This window comes from Paenisporosarcina sp. P4_D4 (assembly GCF_056401835.1).
The window spans coordinates 1-16,284 of sequence record NZ_JBFUIO010000061.1 but is presented as its reverse complement, the minus strand read 5'-3'; the positions used below and the strand labels follow the sequence as shown (position 1 = coordinate 16,284).

The window sequence follows — 16,284 nt, the reverse complement described above, 5'->3', positions numbered from 1 at the left end:
TAGCCCCGGTTTCCCGGAGTTATCCCAATCTACAAGGTAGGTTGCCCACGTGTTACTCACCCGTCCGCCGCTAAAATCAGAAGAAGCAAGCTTCTTCATCATTCCGCTCGACTTGCATGTATTAGGCACGCCGCCAGCGTTCGTCCTGAGCCAGGATCAAACTCTCCATAATAGGTGAGTCGATTAGCTCGACTTTGTTGCTGGCGTCAAATTAATGACGTTTTAAAATGAACAATTAAGTTCAAGTTTYGCTTCCCACACCGAAGTGYGTTCCGCTTTATTGTTGACGTTTTGCTGTTCAGTTTTCAAGGTTCATTTGTTTACCGTTGTTGTAACGGCAACTTTTATATCTTAGCAAATCCAGATTGTCATGTCAACAAAAAGTTTTGCTTTTTCTTTTTTGTTTGTCGCTCGTTTTGGCGACTTTATTAATATACCTTCATTCGAAATCAAAGTCAATAACTATTTTGAAATATTTTTCTTCGCTTCCGAAGGACAAGTATTAATATACAACCTCTTGATTTATAAATCAAGAGGTTTTTTACGAAAAAGTTTAAATATCTTCTTAAAGTCCACTACAAACAGTACTATACCTGCAATAACGATGATTCCTCCGATGATCTGAGTCGTGATTAAATATTCATCAAAGATATAAAATGCTAAAATTGCTGCACCCACAGGCTCAAATAAAATTGCGATTGATATAACATTTGTTGAAACATATTTTAAAGACCAATTAAATAATGTATGTCCCAATAGATTCGGTACGATTGCTAATAAGATAAACCATAACCAATCATCAGCTGGATAAGGTCCAAATGATTCTCCTTTAATTAATACATAGAAAAATAGCGTAATCGTACTAATTCCATACACCACAAATGTATATGTAACGAGAGACAGTCTTTGACGTACATCCTGGCCGAATAAAAGATAGGCAGTAACAAGTGCACAAGCGATGAGCGCCAATACATCTCCATATAATGCACTCCCACTGATTCGGAAGTCTCCCCAGCTTATTAAAATCGAGCCTCCTAATGCAATGACTCCAGATACGATGGTTTTTAATGATAAGCGTTCTTTAAAAAAGAAGTATGTACCCGCGAAGGCAAAAATAGGTTGTAACGTCACTAGAACCGTTGAACTGGCCACCGATGTGTAATTTAGTGATTCAAACCATAAGATAAAATGAAAAGCCAAAAAGATTCCGGCAACTAACGAAAATGTCCAATCTCTCTTTGTTAATTGTTTAATTTCTGACGTGTATTTCCAAAAGAAAATGGGTGCCATGATTAATACTGAAAATAACATACGATAAAATGCTATGACCCCTGCATCCGCATTTGCAAGTTTTACAAATATTGCCGACAGGGCAACTGCGAGAACGCCAACTGCAATTGGAATTAAAGGGTGAATTGTTGGTTTTTCCATTAAGTTCACTTCTCTCTGTACCCTTGAAACAATTGATAATACTATTCGAATAAAGGTACTATATAGATAATCCTTCATATTGTTTCATGTCTTATCCTGCATTGCAATTTTTTTTATCTTATTAAATAGGAGGATGCTTATGGGCTCAATAATTGTTGACGGATTTATACATACTGAAATATTGATGAAATTAGGATTGGCTGCATTATTAAGTTTAATAATTGGTCTTGAGAGGGAACTTAAAAAGAAACCAGTTGGTTTGAAGACAAGTTTGGTTATTGCCACTTTCAGCTGTCTTCTTACATATATCTCTATTGAGTCAGCTTATATGGCAGAAGCTAGAGACGGTGTGAATATAACCATGGACCCTTTAAGGCTGGCAGCCCAAATCGTTAGTGGAATTGGTTTTCTAGGAGCGGGTGTAATACTGCGAAAAGGTAACGACAGTATTACCGGATTAACAACAGCTGCAATGATTTGGGGTGCTGGTGCAATCGGAATTGCTGTCGGGGCAGGTTTTTATGTAGAGGCGACGAGTTGTGTACTGATTGTTTTGGTTGGGATTGAGGTTCTTCCTCCACTTCTTTCTAAAATTGGTCCTAAGCGTCTTCGAATGAAGGAAGTATATATGAAGGTTCTCCTTTCTGAATCGGGTTCGATCGAACATTTGGTTTCTTTTCTTAAATCAGAAGAGATGGTCATTGAAAGTCTTCGTATCAAAGATATCCCACTTTCCGATCAACGATTGAAGCATGAAATTGAATTACGTTTTTCCACTTTACCAAAGCATAATTCATTAACCATTTATGACAGTGTCCATTCTCTTTCATACATTGATCGAGTCGAACTAGAAATTTTATCCTAATAGGAGGATTATATGAAAGAATTTTTCGGACTACTTAAAGAAGGAAATAAGCCTTCATTGTTAGCGGCTATCGTCAATACAGTAATCGCAATACTAAAAGGTGTAGCATTCTTCTTCACAGGAAATGTAGCTATGTTTGCAGAAATGATGCACTCCATTGGGGATGCTGCAAACCAATTCTTTGTTTTCATCGGTTCTGCCCTTTCCAAGAAAGCTCCTACACCCCGTTTTCCAAATGGTTTCGGAAGAGTCGTCAATTTAGTTTGTCTAGGAGCAGTTCTAATTGTTGGGATATTGTCTTATGAGACTGTTATAGAAGGATGGCATCATATACAACATCCGGCTAAATCAGGCGGTTTATTCATTACTCTCGGTGTATTAGCTATTGCAATCATATTAGAAACTTTCGTACTTTATAAAGCGGCAAAAGAAGTACTACACGAAGCTGGTGTGCCTAAAGCAACAGGATTGGCACCTTTAACACTCGCTTTTAGCCATTTAAATCGAGCGAAACCCGCAACAAAATTAGTCTTTATGGAAGATTTAGTGGCAACAAGCGGTGGAGTTCTGGCATTTGTCGCAGTGTTAATCGCTCATTTCACAGGCTTTTTACAAGCAGAAGGTATCGCTTCCATCATGATTGGTTTAATGATGTTCTACGTTGTTGGTCGCGTTTTCCTGGAAAATGCACGTGGAGCAATCGGGGAAACGGACGAACAAATGTTGAACCATATTGCGCATCTCGTATTTGAACATAAAGACGTTAAAGATATTCAAAAGCTTGCAGTAATTAAAGAAGGCGAGTTTTTACATGTTGAACTAGTTGCTGAAGTGGACCCTTCAATCTCTTTTGCAGAGGCTGATGACATTCGAGATCATCTTGTAGATTTAATTCTTCATCAACAAGGTGTTCAAGATGTAACCATTTCATTCGATGAAGATGATGGGGTCACTCACTGGAAGCCTGTCAGTAATCGACCGGAAATTTTACCTCCACAATGATTTATATGAAGAAAGCCCCGTTCAATGTTGCTCATTGAACGGGGCTTTCCTATTGTAAACGACTATCTAGAGTTTTAAGCAATTCCACGCCCTGAACGACAAGTTTATTGCTGATCGGTGCATCTTTATTGGTCGGTTTTTGGAATTGATTCATTACTCCTCCACCAACTCCAAAAAGGGCATCTTTTTCGTCATCAATGCCATACTGATAACAATGTCTTAATAAGAAAGGGACGCCACATTCCAATTTGGCCGATGCCTGTTCAAAATCTCCACTTTTCACAGTTACCGGAATTCGTAAGACATCGTAATATGGTGTCTTTTGAAAAACATAATCAAAATAGGCATGGTCGTAATCCCAACCTCCACCTACCGTAAATCCATGACTTGTTAAAAACTCTTCTAGGTGACCTTTTTCAAAACGTCTTCCTTCTATTGAAGAATTAAGTTCTATCAAATAAAAAACCTCCCGTCTTCTATTAGAATGGACAGGAGGAGTATGGTTTTATTCGTAACTGGAAAAGAAAACATCAATCACGAGTACAGTTTACTTCATTTATTAAAGTGAAGCTTTTAAAATAGCGCGTACATCGCCTGCTTCTAATGGTACGAAGTTTCCGAATGGACCGTAAACCATAGCTTTTTCAACCATCGATTCAATTTTAGAATCGTCGATGTTATAGTCAGCAAGTGTCTCGGGCGCTCCTATTGAAGTCCAAAAAGCACGCAAGTTATCGATTCCTTCATTTGCTATTTCATCAACCGTCTTGCCTTCAGGCTCTACGCCAAATACATAAACCGCCAATCTGGCAAAACGTTCTGGATCAACTTTGATATTATGACGCATCCAATGTGGGAAAAGAATTGCTAGTCCACCTGCGTGGGGAATATCATAAATTGCTGATACTGCATGCTCAATATCGTGAGTTGCCCAGTCTCCTTGGTACCCCATTTGCAACATGCCGTTTAAAGCAATTGTTCCTGAGAAAAGAATGGTTTCACGATGTTCATACGAGTGTAAGTTGTTCAGTAGTTTTGGTGCAGTTTCCATAATGGCACGCAATACGCCTTCACACATTTCATCTTGAACCGGTGTACTCGTAGCGTTATTGAAATATTGTTCAAAAATATGAGACATCATATCCACAATTCCATAAACCGTTTGATCTTGCGGAACTGAGAAAGTGTATGTAGGATCTAATATAGAGAATTTAGGGTATACCAATGGGCTGCCCCATCCGTATTTTTCCTGTGTCTCTTCATTAGTAATAACCGATCCCGCATTCATTTCAGAACCAGTTGCAGCCAATGTCAATACTGTACCAAAAGGCAATGCCGTTTCAGGTACTGCTTTACGACTGACAAAGTCCCAAGCATCTCCATCATATTTTGCACCAGCAGCAATTAGCTTCGTACAATCAATGACAGAGCCGCCCCCTACCGCAAGTAAAACATCGATATTTTCGTTCTTACAAATTTCTACGCCTCTTCGGACGCTTGAGATTCGTGGATTCGGGTCCACTCCACTCAATTCAAATACTTCCAAATCCACCGCTTTTAAAGTGGTCATTACTTCTTCATATAGACCATTTTTCTTAATACTTCCGCCACCATAAACGAGCAGTACTTTTTTGCCGTATGTAGGTAATTCTTGTTTGATCTGTTCAAGTTGCCCTTTACCAAAAATCAATTTAACAGGGTTATAAAATGAAAATGCATTCATTTTTATCACGCTCCTCTATTGAGTATTATGTACATAATCGCCCGTAAAATCAAAGAAAAGAGCTTAAAATAAACGAAAAAACGCCYTGTCTCCAAAGAGACAAGACGCGTTTATTTTTATACCCAACCACGGAAGCGAGAAGCTTCTGCAGTTTTACGAACACCAACCATATATGCCGCTAAACGCATGTTGATGTTGCGTGTTGTTGAAACAGTGTAAACATTTTCAAATGCGTCCACCATTTTTTTATAAAGTTTTTCATTTACTTCTTCTTCTGTCCAGTAATAACCTTGATTATTTTGAACCCATTCAAAATAAGATACTGTAACACCACCTGCGCTAGCAAGTACGTCAGGAACAAGTAAAATGCCTCGATCAGTTAGTATTTTTGTAGCTTCAGTAGTAGTCGGGCCATTTGCAGCTTCTACTACGATGCTCGCACGAATGTTGTGTGCGTTTTCAGAAGTAATTTGATTTTCAATTGCTGCCGGTACTAAAATATCGCAATCTAATTCAAGTAATTCTTTATTAGAGATTGTATTTTCGAACAATGTTGTTACCGTTCCAAAACTATCACGGCGATCCAGTAAATAATCAATATCTAAACCATTCGGATCATGTAAAGCTCCGTATGCATCTGAGATTCCGATTACTTTAGCTCCTGCATCACTCATAAACTTAGCTAAGAAACTACCAGCATTACCGAAACCTTGAATGACCACACGCGCCCCATTCATATCGATACCGCGTTTTTTTGCAGCTTCTTCCACACAGATTGTTACACCTTGGGCAGTAGCGCGTTCACGTCCTTGAGAACCTCCAAGAACAATTGGTTTACCAGTAATGAAACCTGGTGAGTTAAATTCATCAATACGGCTATATTCATCCATCATCCAAGCCATAATTTGTGAATTTGTAAATACATCTGGAGCTGGAATATCTTTAGTTGGTCCCACAAATTGACTAATCGCGCGAACATAGCCACGACTAAGTTTTTCAATTTCGTTCATCGACATTTTTCGAGGGTCGCAAATAATTCCGCCCTTACCACCACCATAAGGTAAATCAACGATTCCGCATTTCAATGTCATCCACATTGATAATGCTTTCACTTCATCTTCAGAAACCTCCGGGTGGAAACGTACGCCACCTTTAGTAGGTCCTACAGCGTCGTTATGTTGAGCACGATAACCCGTGAATACTTTTACTTTACCATCATCCATTTTAATTGGAATACGCACTTCAAGCATACGCAATGGTTCTTTTAAAAGTTCAAACATTCCTTCATCATATCCAAGTTTGTTAAGAGCGTCCTGAATAACATCTTGTGTTGATGTGAACAGGTTTAGATTTTCAGCCATTTTTTAGTTTCGCCTCTTTATTCATAATGATTACGTCGCAATCATTGTAACATAATTATTTTTATTTTTTAACACTAAATATTATTTATTGAATACTTTTTGAATTTTTTCGATTGCCCAGTCCAATTCTTCTTTTGTAATAACCAATGGAGGAGCAAAACGAATGACCGTATCATGCGTTTCTTTACATAAAAGTCCAAGCTCTTTCAATTCCTCACAATAAGGACGAGCTTCTGTGTTTAGTTCCATTCCGATAAATAATCCGCGACCACGTACTTCTTTAATAGAAGAATGTTCGATTTTTGACAGTGCATCTTTGAAATAGTTTCCTAGTTCTTCAGAGCGTTCTGCTAACTTCTCTTCTGTCAATACATTCAAAGAAGCAATCGATACTGCACATGCCATTGGGTTCCCACCAAAAGTTGAACCATGAGATCCAGGGTTAAAAACTTCAAGAATTTCTTTGTTGGCTACTACGCAAGAGATTGGGAATACTCCTCCGCCAAGTGCTTTACCCAAAATGTACATATCTGGATCAACATCTTCCCATTCACATGCGAACATTTTACCAGTACGGCATAGTCCTGCTTGAATTTCATCTGCAATAAATAGGACGTTGTTTTCGCGACAAAGTTCACGAGCAGCTTTCATGAATCCGGCTGGAGGAATGACAATGCCTGCTTCCCCTTGAATTGGTTCAATCAAGAATGCCGCTGTATTCGGTGTGATTGCTGATTTTAACGATTCAATGTCTCCGTAAGGAATCAAATTGATACCTGGAAGCATTGGTCCGAAGCCACGTTTGTAATCAGGATCTGAAGATAAAGAAACTGCCGCCATCGTACGTCCGTGGAAGTTTCCGTTACAAGCAATGACTTCTGCTTGGTTTTCAGCAATTCCTTTTACATCATAAGCCCATCGACGAGCTGCCTTAATAGCTGTTTCAACAGCTTCAGCCCCTGTATTCATAGGAAGTGCCATATCTTTTCCAGATAACTCACAAATCATTTCATACCAAGGTCCTAACTGATCGTTATGGAATGCACGTGACGTCAAAGTTACACGGTCAGCTTGATCTTTAAGCGCTTGTATAATTTTCGGGTGACGATGCCCTTGGTTTACTGCCGAATAAGCAGATAACATATCCATATATTTGTTGCCTTCTGGATCCTTTACCCATACACCTTGTGCTTCAGAAATAACAATCGGAAGTGGATGATAGTTCGGCGCACCAAATTTTTCTGTTTGCGCAATAACGTTTTGTGAAACTGTCATAATGTTTCGCCTCCTCAATTTTCAAAAAAAAGCAGACGCATCTTCTGATGTGCCTGCCTATATTTAATGTCACTTTTCTAACTGTCTAGCTTCGAAGCCCAGCTCGTACCTAAGCTTAGGCCTACAGGATGTAGGTCATGAAGGCGTTGCCGCAGGACGCGGCGTACTTAGCCATCCTTCCGAAACTCAAGCGAAAGCAAGCTTTCGATTCGAGCCTTCTAGCGCCGGTGTCGAGCTACTTTAGGGTTTCTCGCTAGCCGTAATGTCTAGTTCCGCAGGGCAGGCTGCACCTAAGCTTCAAGCCCTCATTCGGAAAAGGTTTCCGATTCGGTCTTTCCAGCGCCGGCGTCAGCCACTCTACGAGCATCCCGCTAGTCGTAATGTCTAGCTTCGAAGCCTAGCTCGCACCTAAGCTTCAGACTCTCAAGCGAAAGCAAGCTTTCGATTCGAGCCTTCCAGCGCCGGTGTCGAGCTAGCACGGGCTTCTACGCTTTTCTTATAACATTTCAGATGTTGTTTTTGCTTGTAAGTGTAAAGTCAGGTAGTCAGGACCGCCTGCTTTAGAGTCTGTACCTGACATGTTGAATCCACCGAATGGTTGGTATCCAACGATAGCGCCAGTACATCCGCGGTTGAAGTACAAGTTACCCACATGGAAGTCTTCACGTGCTTTTTCTTGGTTCATACGGTTGTTTGTAATTACCGCACCAGTTAAGCCGTATTCTGTGTTGTTTGCAATTTCAAGAGCTTCGTCGAAATCTTTAGCTTTACAGATACCTACAACTGGTCCAAAGATTTCTTCTTGCATGATGCGAGCTTTAGGATCTAAGTCAGCGATTACAGTTGGTTGAATGAAGAATCCTTTAGAATCGTCACCAGTACCACCAGAAACTACACGACCTTCACCTTTACCAATTTCGATGTAGCTCATGATTTTTTTGAATGCTGCGCCATCGATAACTGGACCTACGAAATGCTCATCTTGATCTGGAACACCAACTGATAGAGCCTTAGTTAATTCTTCAACGCGGTTTACTACTTGATCGTATACATCTTCAACGATTACCGCGCGTGAACATGCTGAACATTTTTGTCCACTGAAACCGAATGCAGATTTCACGATTGATTGAGCAGCTAATTCTAAATCAGCTTCTTTATCAACAACGATTGTGTCTTTACCGCCCATTTCAGCGATTACACGTTTAATCCAAATTTGACCTTCAGTTAATTTAGAAGAACGTTCGAAGATACGAAGACCAACGTCACGTGAACCAGTGAAACTGATTAAACGTGTGCGTGGGTGATCGACCATGAAGTCCCCAACTTCAGCACCAGAACCTGGAATGAAGTTTACTACTCCTGCAGGCATACCCGCTTCTTCTAATACTTCCATAAATTTATATGCAACAACTGGTGTTGTAGAAGCAGGCTTCAGTAATACCGTGTTACCAGTAACCATTGCCGCAACTGCAGTACCCGCCATGATAGCGAATGGGAAGTTCCAAGGAGAAATAACAACTGCCACACCCATTGGAATGTAGTCATAACGGTTATACTCACCTGGACGGCTTTCAACTGGTTGACCATCTTTCAAACGAAGCATTTGACGACCGTAGTATTCTAGGAAATCGATTGCTTCAGCTGCTTCAACGTCAGCTTCAACCCATGTTTTACCAGCTTCTTTAGAAAGTAATGCAGAGAATTCAAATTTACGACGACGCATAATTGCTGCCGCTTTGAATAATACATCAGCACGAATTTCAGGTTTTACTTTTTTCCATGTATTGAATGTAGCATCAGCGATATCCATAGCTTTAGAAGCTAATTCTTGGTTTGCTTTAGATACAGAACCTACAACTTCAGTTTTGTTAGCTGGATTGTAAGAAACAATTTTGTCTTCAGTTGTAATGCGTTCGCCACCAATGATAAGTGGGAAATCTTGACCCATATAACCTGCTACTGTTTTATAACCATCTTGGATGGCTTTTTTGTTTTCTTCTTTAGTGAAATCTGTAAATGCTTCATGTTTATAAGGAATCATGTGAATCCTCCTACTTTTTATTTTAGTGCAAAAATAATTTGCGCTTTTATTTCGTTTACATCTATAATAATGCAAAAGATTGTTGCGTTTTTCAAGTGATATTTCTTATTTTCGTAAAAAACTTTAGGAGTGAGCCTCCCGTGAACGATAAAGATCTTCAATTATTGCCGTTTTACCGTTTTGCAAGTGATCATATTTCGGTGGGAATCCACGCAATTGACCGGAGTGGGCGGACCATTTTATACAACGAAAAAATGAAAAACATTGAAGGCCTTGATTTACAGGATGTCGCTGACCGCTCCCTTCTTGAATTATTTCAATTCGACCAACAGGAAAGTACCCTTTTGAAAGTTCTGCAAAGCGGCGAACACGTGCTGAATGTCAAACAAACCTATTGGAATCGCAATGGACATGAAATTACAACCATCAACGATACCCATCCTGTTTTTGATAATGGAGAATTAATCGGGGCTGTTGAGCTAGCACGTGACGTTACCACATTGGAACGCTTAGTTTATCAACCTTTGCGCCGATATGGGGAACCCATAACATTTTCAGTAATTACGGCTGTTTCCGAATCGATGAAACACGTTATCTCAACCGCCAAAAAAGCGGCGATGGCACGTTTATCTGTCTTGCTTGTTGGTGAAGCAGGAACCGGAAAAGACTTGGTCGCTGAAGGCATTCATTACGAATTATCGCCACCTTTGTCCCATTTTTATACGTTATATTGCCACAACTCCGATCCGACGATTCTCAATAAATTAAGAGAAGATATGATTACGCTTGAAGCGAGCACGATATTTTGTGAACGAATTGACCTTTTGACTTTGGGTATGCAACAACAACTATTAGAAATGGTTAATGACTCTACGCTAGGGGACCACTTATTTTTAGCAAGTGTAGGGGCAGACCCTGTGGATTTGATTGCTTCGGGAGAATTATTAAAAGAGCTTTATTACTTCTTTGCTTCCATGACGATTGTCGTTCCTCCCTTGCGTGAACGACGAGAAGATATTGATCCTTTTATTCACGATTATTTTGCACGACATCGGGTTCGATTCGGTTCAGCAATCATGGGCCTGACAGAAGAAGTACGTGACATTTTTCATTCGTACGACTGGCCAGGTAATTTAAAAGAAGTGGAAATCTTACTAGATGAGATCGCATCGATGCTTACTGTAGAAGAAATGGTGACGTTCGAAATGTTGCCTCTGCATTTCAAATTGAAAATGCAGGAATTGCGGGAACCTCTTAAACGAGCTGAAGATTTCGTTGTCCAATCTGATCGTGAGTTACTGCCACTGGAAGATTATTTACGTGAAGCGGAAATGTACTATTTGCAGAAAGTGATGGGCATGTTTGAAGGAAATGTCACAAAAGCTGCAGTTGCTTTAGGAATGAGCAGGCAGAACCTGCAATATCGTTTAAGGAAGATAAGAAAATAACCTATCTAAACGCATAATGAAAAGAAAAAGCGAGCCGGCTCACAAGGAGTTGGCTCGCTTTCTACTTTTCTCATTGACCGGATTGTTTGATCCAATCTTGTAATTTGTCTTTTAAAGAGTTGAAACCTTCTGCATCATGCTCGTCAACGCGTGCTTGCAATGATTTTTTCGGTTTGTCTTCTTTACGTAAAACCGGTGGGCGTTCTTGTAATGCACGGATAGAAAGGCTGATTTTGCCTGCTTCTTCGTCCACTTCAAGTACTTTCACTTCAATTTCTTGCCCAACAGACAAGAATTCGCTTACGTCTTTCACATAACCATATGTGATTTCCGAAATATGCACTAATCCTTGGGTTTCTTCGTCTAATGCTACAAACGCGCCATATGGCTGTACGCCTGTTACTTTTCCTGAGATTACTTCCCCAACTTCGTACTTCTTAGTCATAATAATCGCTCCTAGTCTTGGATATATACCTATCTACCTTAAGGCCATAGAAGATTATACCATAAACAAGAGTTTTACTCAAAAGACTCACTGCATCGGCATGAAGTGAACGCGCCATCCTTCACTCGTCTTACGCAATTGGAATCCTTTCTGTTTTTCATTATCCGTTCGATACTCTGCTTTTAAATTATAATAAATCACTTGATCATGATCATAATCATCTTCCAATACTTCTGGTTGATATTCTACTGATTCGTATAGAGTTTTCCAATCCATCACGTCGGCAGAACGAGAGTAATCACCTATATATTCTTCGCGGGTAGGTCTTGAATAGTTCTCGTCATCCAACAGCAATGTATATTGGGTTTCAGCATCTCGGGAATAAAGTGCTTCCAGATAAATTCCCGCAATAATATCTGGATTTTCCCATTTAATGATGTCGTAGTCATATGCTTTTTGGAATTCTTTGTAAATTTTTTGAACTCTTTTCGTGTAATGCAAATTAATCGGTTCAAAATAGTGCTCATTTATAACTGAAATGCCTAAATCGAGTTGCCATACACCTTCTCGGTTTTTCACAACCGGTATTAACTTATGAGTTTCCTTCGTTTGGACTTCAACATTGCCAAAATATTCATCATTTTGATAGGTGGTTAATCGGTCATCATACGTAAGTGTAATTTCTTCTTCTGGAAGGATATTTTCATCCCCTAGAAAGGCATGTAAATCCGTTACCGATTCCATGCCTTGGAATGGAAGTGCTAAATCCAACATAACTTTCGGGAAATCTAATTGCTGAGCATAGGAAAATAACAGTACAGACTCAATCGGTGATAAATTCGATAAAGCATACTCTTTAGAACCTGGATTTTTAAGATAGCCATGAATTTTTTGCTGTAATTCTGAGTTAGGCCATTCAACCACTTCCACAGAGTCCGCTAATTCCTCAGCCGGCATTAATTTTGCGAGCTCACCCGTTTCTGCAAGCCAGAGTGCTTCCTTCAATCTATTGAAATCAAGAAATTTGTAAGTATCGTTCACTTCCCAATTATTCGCACTGAGGGAATCTACTACGGGTTTCATGAAATATTTGATTGGTGAAGTCCCTTGAATTGAAAGGAAATAATTCCAGGCAGATTGATATTCCTCTTTAATTTTTCCCTTCTCAAAAACGGCATTCTGAGGAGATCCAAAAATCAATGTATAGGCAAGGTCTTCATAATAAGATTTTATTACGGCGTACAATCCACCTGGTTGCTTGACACCCATCATGGAATATTCCATTGACTCAATAATTGACGCAGATTCTTGTGGACTGTAAACCAATTCCCCTGCATTTGTGAAGGGTGCCATTGATTTCATATACAATAAATTCAAAGCAGGATAAGCAAGTTTCCCTTCAAGGCCGGGGAATAATTCATTCCTTTGATAATCCGTTACATACTCTTTTTGATTTGCAGCCACTTTAATTTTAATACCTTCATGGGAAGAATTCGAAATCATCTGTTGCACTGGTTCAGGCAAATCTTTTTGCTTGCTATACAAATAGTCCACGTCAAGTTTCCCGTTCATTTTGGCAGTATTCAAAACTTCCTTATGTTCGACCAAGATCTGGTCATAGACCATTTTCAAATCGTCCATTCTATTGCTTAATTCATCCACAAACAGCATACTCATTTCTTCATTCAATTGATCTCCAACTTGAAGGGTTGCCACCATTTCTGAAGGCAGTCGTAAATACTTAATCGTTTCTCCATAGGCTACTTTCAAGGAAACTGTTGAGTTCTTTATAGTGTCGGGATGTGTGATGCGTGCAAATTCAATATCCGCAAACTTTACAAAGCCCATTTGATTGTACTGCTCACTCGTCAAGCCCAACATTTTCTGTCTTTTCTCACGTTCCTTTTGATAATCTTTTTTGAGTTCTTCTATTTCCTTCTGATCATATTCGGCTGCCGCGTTGTTCTTTTGACCATCATGATCATTCATGAATGAAGCACTCAAAATTCCGATTAAGAAAACACTTGCCAAGCTGACAGCCCAAACACTGACTCTTTGCCATTTCGATTGTTTAACTGCATTCACGACAGGCACTTCATGTTGTTTTCGATTTTCTGCATCTATTTTGCTTAATACATCGTCCGCATTAAATTTAGATGGAACGCGATTATAAGATTTGTTAAGTAATTTCATTTGTTGCTCAAATTGCTTATCGTCCATATTCGGCCCCTCCTTTTAATGCAAGTGCGGATTTGAGTTGTTCTTTTGCTCTTAGCAACCGTGTCTTAACCGTTGCCAGTGGAATGTTCATGACATCACCGATTTGGTCATATGTGAGTTCCTGAAAATAAAATAATACGATGGGAATTCGATATTTTTCATCAAGCATCTGAATGGCCGCATGCAATTCTCTATCTTCTTCAAAGACCAGAATTTTCGATTCTGCAGATCTTACACTCGTTCCGAAGTTCTCGTTATCCTGGGCTTTATCTTCTTTATCTTTTTCTCGTTGTTCTTTTCTATAATAATCTCTCGCTGCATTTAACGTAATTTTGTATAACCATGTCGTAAATCGGTCACGCTGAAATTGATGGAGGAATCTATACAGTTTAATAAATACTTCCTGGGTCACATCTTGCACATCATCTGCTTTGACACCACACTGGTAGGCAAATTTCTCAACGGTCCTATGATGAAGATTCATTAAATCACCGTAGGCCGCCCTGTCTCCTTTTTGTGCCCTTTCAATTAAAACCAGTTCGTTCATGAGGCCCCCTCACTCTCTATGTATTACTTGTTATACGAACGTTTTCCTCAAATTGTTTCAAAAAATTATATTAATTTCAAAGGCTCTCGTRTAGAATTAGAAAAATCTTTAAAGATTGAAGGAGTTGGAGTACATGGCAAAGCGCGATCATTTTGCATCTAAGATTGGCTTCGTCCTTGCAGCTGCAGGGAGTGCAATAGGGCTGGGGGCAATATGGAAGTTTCCATATATGGCAGGAACAAACGGTGGAAGCGTATTTGTCTTGTTGTTTATCATCAGTACATTGTTAATTGGTTTACCAATTCTACTTGCAGAATTCGTCATTGGACGTAAAGGACAAGCTGATGCAATTACAGGACTAAAAAAACTGGCACCTGGCAAGAAATGGTTTTTAATTGGTTGGTCAGGGTTCTTTTTCTCATTTATTATTTTGTCATTCTACAGTGTTGTGGGTGGATGGATTTTATCCTATTTAGGAAGAGCTTTACTGTTCAGCCTTGATAATACTGGAGAAGGTTCTTACGCGGACTTATTCAATAGCATCATCTCGAACCCCTGGGAAGTATTGATTGGTCAAGCCGTCTTTATGTTATTGACGATTTTGATTGTACAAGGTGGGATTGAGGCAGGGATTGAACGTGCCAGCCGAATTATGATGCCAGCACTATTAATCTTCTTTGTTGTTCTGGTTATTCGTTCATTGACACTGGAGGGTGCAATGGAAGGTGTTAAATTTATGTTCGTGCCGGATTGGTCTTACTTTAATGCACAAACCCTGCTGTTGGCATTGGGTCAAGCGTTCTTCTCCCTTAGTGTTGGTGTCGCTGGAATGATGACATATGCCTCTTACTTGCCTAAGGAACAAAAATTAGGGAATTCTGCGTTTAGTGTTTCCATGTTAAATATCGGAATTTCACTAATGGCGGGTCTGGTTATATTCCCAGYCGTTTTTGCATTAGGATATTCGCCTAAGGAAGGGCCAGGACTAGTTTTCATCATTTTACCTGCAGTCTTTGAACAAATTCCTTTCGGTGCTTTCTTTATGCTGTTGTTCTTAATTTTGATGTTATTTGCAACTTTGACTTCTTCCATCGCGATGCTTGAGACCGTCGTGTCCATGGGGATTAAAAATGCATATGATAAACGGAAACGCTCTTCATGGATTTATGGATTGCTTATTTTCCTTGTGGGTATTCCAAGTGMGTTATCGTTTGGGGTATTTTCGGACGTGAAGATATTCGGAAAAACTTTCTTCGATTTTGCTGACTTCCTGACAAATAACTTTGGTTTACCTTTAGGGGCTTTAATGATTTCGATTTTTGCTGGTTACGTTTTGAAGAAACAAGAAACGTTTGAGGAATTGAATATGTCTTCTTTAGCGTTTAACATTTGGCGCTTCGTTGTTCGATACCTTGCCCCAATTGCGATTATTTTGATTTTCCTAAATGCCATGTTTTCAGCCTTTAAAAGTTGAGAACTGTCTGTAAAACGACTTATTTCACAAAATCTTTTTCTACGAGGTATGATAAGATAGTTGCAAGCATACGATGTATGATGGAAAGGAGTGCATGAAGATGAAACAAGAATTTCACACTCAACTTCGCTTATTGCGTGAAGAACGTAATATGTCTTTAGAAGATTTATCATTAAAAACACGAGTTGGTGCGGGGAAATTAGAACAATATGAAGCTGGTACAGAAGTCCCTTCCGTACAGACCATTTTGAAATTATCCAACGCACTCGAAGTTCCAGCCTCTAATTTGTTGGATGGACTTCAAGTTAGTTCATAAAACATGAAAAGAGCTTACACCAAAATTGGTGTAAGCTCTTTTTTGTGAATGGGGCTTAGACGATGCATTTCGCCTCGTATTTTACCGCTATTAATTTATAGGCAATTTGAACACATTGGTCAATAGGGATCCATTG

15 protein-coding genes and 1 rRNA gene are annotated in these 16,284 nt (G+C 39.5%); 5 read left to right on the top strand and 11 right to left on the bottom strand.

What is annotated here, in order from left to right:
• Positions 1-172: ribosomal RNA gene (locus AC1DSL_RS12555) — 16S ribosomal RNA — on the bottom strand; the annotation flags it as partial.
• Positions 173-522: 350 nt separating this feature from the next.
• Positions 523-1,431 carry a DMT family transporter gene (locus tag AC1DSL_RS12550; RefSeq protein WP_477532418.1) on the bottom strand — a complete coding sequence of 303 codons (909 nt, stop codon included), beginning with the start codon at positions 1,429-1,431 and terminating at the stop codon, positions 523-525.
• Between the two features lie 139 nt (positions 1,432-1,570).
• Here AC1DSL_RS12550 and AC1DSL_RS12545 point away from each other — a divergent pair, with 139 nt between their 5' ends.
• Positions 1,571-2,296, top strand: coding sequence for an MgtC/SapB family protein (locus AC1DSL_RS12545; RefSeq protein ID WP_342543190.1), 726 nt, complete (start codon positions 1,571-1,573; stop codon positions 2,294-2,296).
• A gap of 12 nt (positions 2,297-2,308) precedes the next feature.
• Positions 2,309-3,298, top strand: a complete 990-nt coding sequence (locus tag AC1DSL_RS12540) for a cation diffusion facilitator family transporter (RefSeq protein WP_477532417.1) — start codon at positions 2,309-2,311, stop codon at positions 3,296-3,298.
• 49 nt (positions 3,299-3,347) lie between these two features.
• Here AC1DSL_RS12540 and AC1DSL_RS12535 read toward each other — a convergent pair whose 3' ends face one another.
• The 5 genes from AC1DSL_RS12535 to pruA all read right to left on the bottom strand — a co-directional run bounded on the left by AC1DSL_RS12535 (position 3,348) and on the right by pruA (position 9,698).
• Positions 3,348-3,755 carry a YugN family protein gene (locus tag AC1DSL_RS12535; RefSeq protein WP_016428971.1) on the bottom strand — a complete coding sequence of 136 codons (408 nt, stop codon included), beginning with the start codon at positions 3,753-3,755 and terminating at the stop codon, positions 3,348-3,350.
• A gap of 102 nt (positions 3,756-3,857) precedes the next feature.
• On the bottom strand, positions 3,858-5,021 hold the full coding sequence (locus AC1DSL_RS12530) for an iron-containing alcohol dehydrogenase (RefSeq protein ID WP_477532416.1): 1,164 nt from the start codon (positions 5,019-5,021) through the stop codon (positions 3,858-3,860).
• 116 nt (positions 5,022-5,137) lie between these two features.
• A complete protein-coding gene (locus tag AC1DSL_RS12525) occupies positions 5,138-6,382 on the bottom strand; it encodes a Glu/Leu/Phe/Val family dehydrogenase (protein ID WP_016428973.1) in 1,245 nt (414 codons plus the stop codon).
• Positions 6,383-6,463: 81 nt separating this feature from the next.
• Positions 6,464-7,657 (bottom strand): ornithine--oxo-acid transaminase, encoded by a 1,194-nt coding sequence (locus tag AC1DSL_RS12520; protein ID WP_016428974.1) that lies wholly within the window; start codon positions 7,655-7,657, stop codon positions 6,464-6,466.
• Between the two features lie 496 nt (positions 7,658-8,153).
• Positions 8,154-9,698: an L-glutamate gamma-semialdehyde dehydrogenase gene (gene pruA / locus AC1DSL_RS12515; protein ID WP_477532415.1), complete on the bottom strand. Its 1,545-nt coding sequence runs from the start codon at positions 9,696-9,698 to the stop codon at positions 8,154-8,156.
• Positions 9,699-9,838: 140 nt separating this feature from the next.
• Here pruA and AC1DSL_RS12510 point away from each other — a divergent pair, with 140 nt between their 5' ends.
• Positions 9,839-11,146, top strand: a complete 1,308-nt coding sequence (locus tag AC1DSL_RS12510) for an AAA-type ATPase lid domain-containing protein (protein ID WP_477532414.1) — start codon at positions 9,839-9,841, stop codon at positions 11,144-11,146.
• Between the two features lie 70 nt (positions 11,147-11,216).
• Here AC1DSL_RS12510 and yugI read toward each other — a convergent pair whose 3' ends face one another.
• From yugI to AC1DSL_RS12495, 3 genes are all read right to left on the bottom strand, one after another.
• Positions 11,217-11,591 carry a S1 domain-containing post-transcriptional regulator GSP13 gene (gene yugI / locus AC1DSL_RS12505; protein WP_016428978.1) on the bottom strand — a complete coding sequence of 125 codons (375 nt, stop codon included), beginning with the start codon at positions 11,589-11,591 and terminating at the stop codon, positions 11,217-11,219.
• An 87-nt stretch (positions 11,592-11,678) separates the two neighbouring features.
• On the bottom strand, positions 11,679-13,811 hold the full coding sequence (locus AC1DSL_RS12500; RefSeq protein ID WP_477532413.1) for a hypothetical protein: 2,133 nt from the start codon (positions 13,809-13,811) through the stop codon (positions 11,679-11,681).
• Positions 13,801-14,358, bottom strand: coding sequence for an RNA polymerase sigma factor (locus tag AC1DSL_RS12495; protein WP_016428980.1), 558 nt, complete (start codon positions 14,356-14,358; stop codon positions 13,801-13,803). The genes AC1DSL_RS12500 and AC1DSL_RS12495 overlap by 11 nt, the downstream gene beginning before the upstream one ends.
• Positions 14,359-14,491: 133 nt before the next feature.
• Here AC1DSL_RS12495 and AC1DSL_RS12490 point away from each other — a divergent pair, with 133 nt between their 5' ends.
• The gene (locus tag AC1DSL_RS12490; protein ID WP_477532412.1) at positions 14,492-15,832 is read left to right on the top strand and encodes a sodium-dependent transporter; all 1,341 of its coding nucleotides are present in this window, start codon (positions 14,492-14,494) and stop codon (positions 15,830-15,832) included.
• Positions 15,833-15,932: 100 nt separating this feature from the next.
• Entirely contained in the window at positions 15,933-16,148 is a 216-nt protein-coding gene (locus tag AC1DSL_RS12485) for a helix-turn-helix domain-containing protein (RefSeq protein WP_016428982.1), read from the top strand.
• A gap of 55 nt (positions 16,149-16,203) precedes the next feature.
• Here AC1DSL_RS12485 and AC1DSL_RS12480 read toward each other — a convergent pair whose 3' ends face one another.
• Positions 16,204-16,278, bottom strand: a complete 75-nt coding sequence (locus tag AC1DSL_RS12480; RefSeq protein WP_477532419.1) for a DUF1871 family protein — start codon at positions 16,276-16,278, stop codon at positions 16,204-16,206.
• Positions 16,279-16,284: the final 6 nt, after the last annotated feature.

Excerpts from the sequence above, each read along its gene's own strand:
- AC1DSL_RS12550 (WP_477532418.1), bottom strand. The coding sequence starts at position 1,431 with ATGGAAAAACCAACAATTCACCCTTTAATTCCAATTGCAGTTGGCGTT.
- AC1DSL_RS12545 (WP_342543190.1), top strand. The coding sequence starts at position 1,571 with ATGGGCTCAATAATTGTTGACGGATTTATACATACTGAAATATTGATG.
- AC1DSL_RS12540 (WP_477532417.1), top strand. The coding sequence starts at position 2,309 with ATGAAAGAATTTTTCGGACTACTTAAAGAAGGAAATAAGCCTTCATTG.
- AC1DSL_RS12530 (WP_477532416.1), bottom strand. The coding sequence starts at position 5,021 with ATGAATGCATTTTCATTTTATAACCCTGTTAAATTGATTTTTGGTAAA.
- AC1DSL_RS12525 (WP_016428973.1), bottom strand. The coding sequence starts at position 6,382 with ATGGCTGAAAATCTAAACCTGTTCACATCAACACAAGATGTTATTCAG.
- AC1DSL_RS12520 (WP_016428974.1), bottom strand. The coding sequence starts at position 7,657 with ATGACAGTTTCACAAAACGTTATTGCGCAAACAGAAAAATTTGGTGCG.
- pruA (WP_477532415.1), bottom strand. The coding sequence starts at position 9,698 with ATGATTCCTTATAAACATGAAGCATTTACAGATTTCACTAAAGAAGAA.
- yugI (WP_016428978.1), bottom strand. The coding sequence starts at position 11,591 with ATGACTAAGAAGTACGAAGTTGGGGAAGTAATCTCAGGAAAAGTAACA.
- AC1DSL_RS12500 (WP_477532413.1), bottom strand. The coding sequence starts at position 13,811 with ATGGACGATAAGCAATTTGAGCAACAAATGAAATTACTTAACAAATCT.
- AC1DSL_RS12495 (WP_016428980.1), bottom strand. The coding sequence starts at position 14,358 with ATGAACGAACTGGTTTTAATTGAAAGGGCACAAAAAGGAGACAGGGCG.
- AC1DSL_RS12485 (WP_016428982.1), top strand. The coding sequence starts at position 15,933 with ATGAAACAAGAATTTCACACTCAACTTCGCTTATTGCGTGAAGAACGT.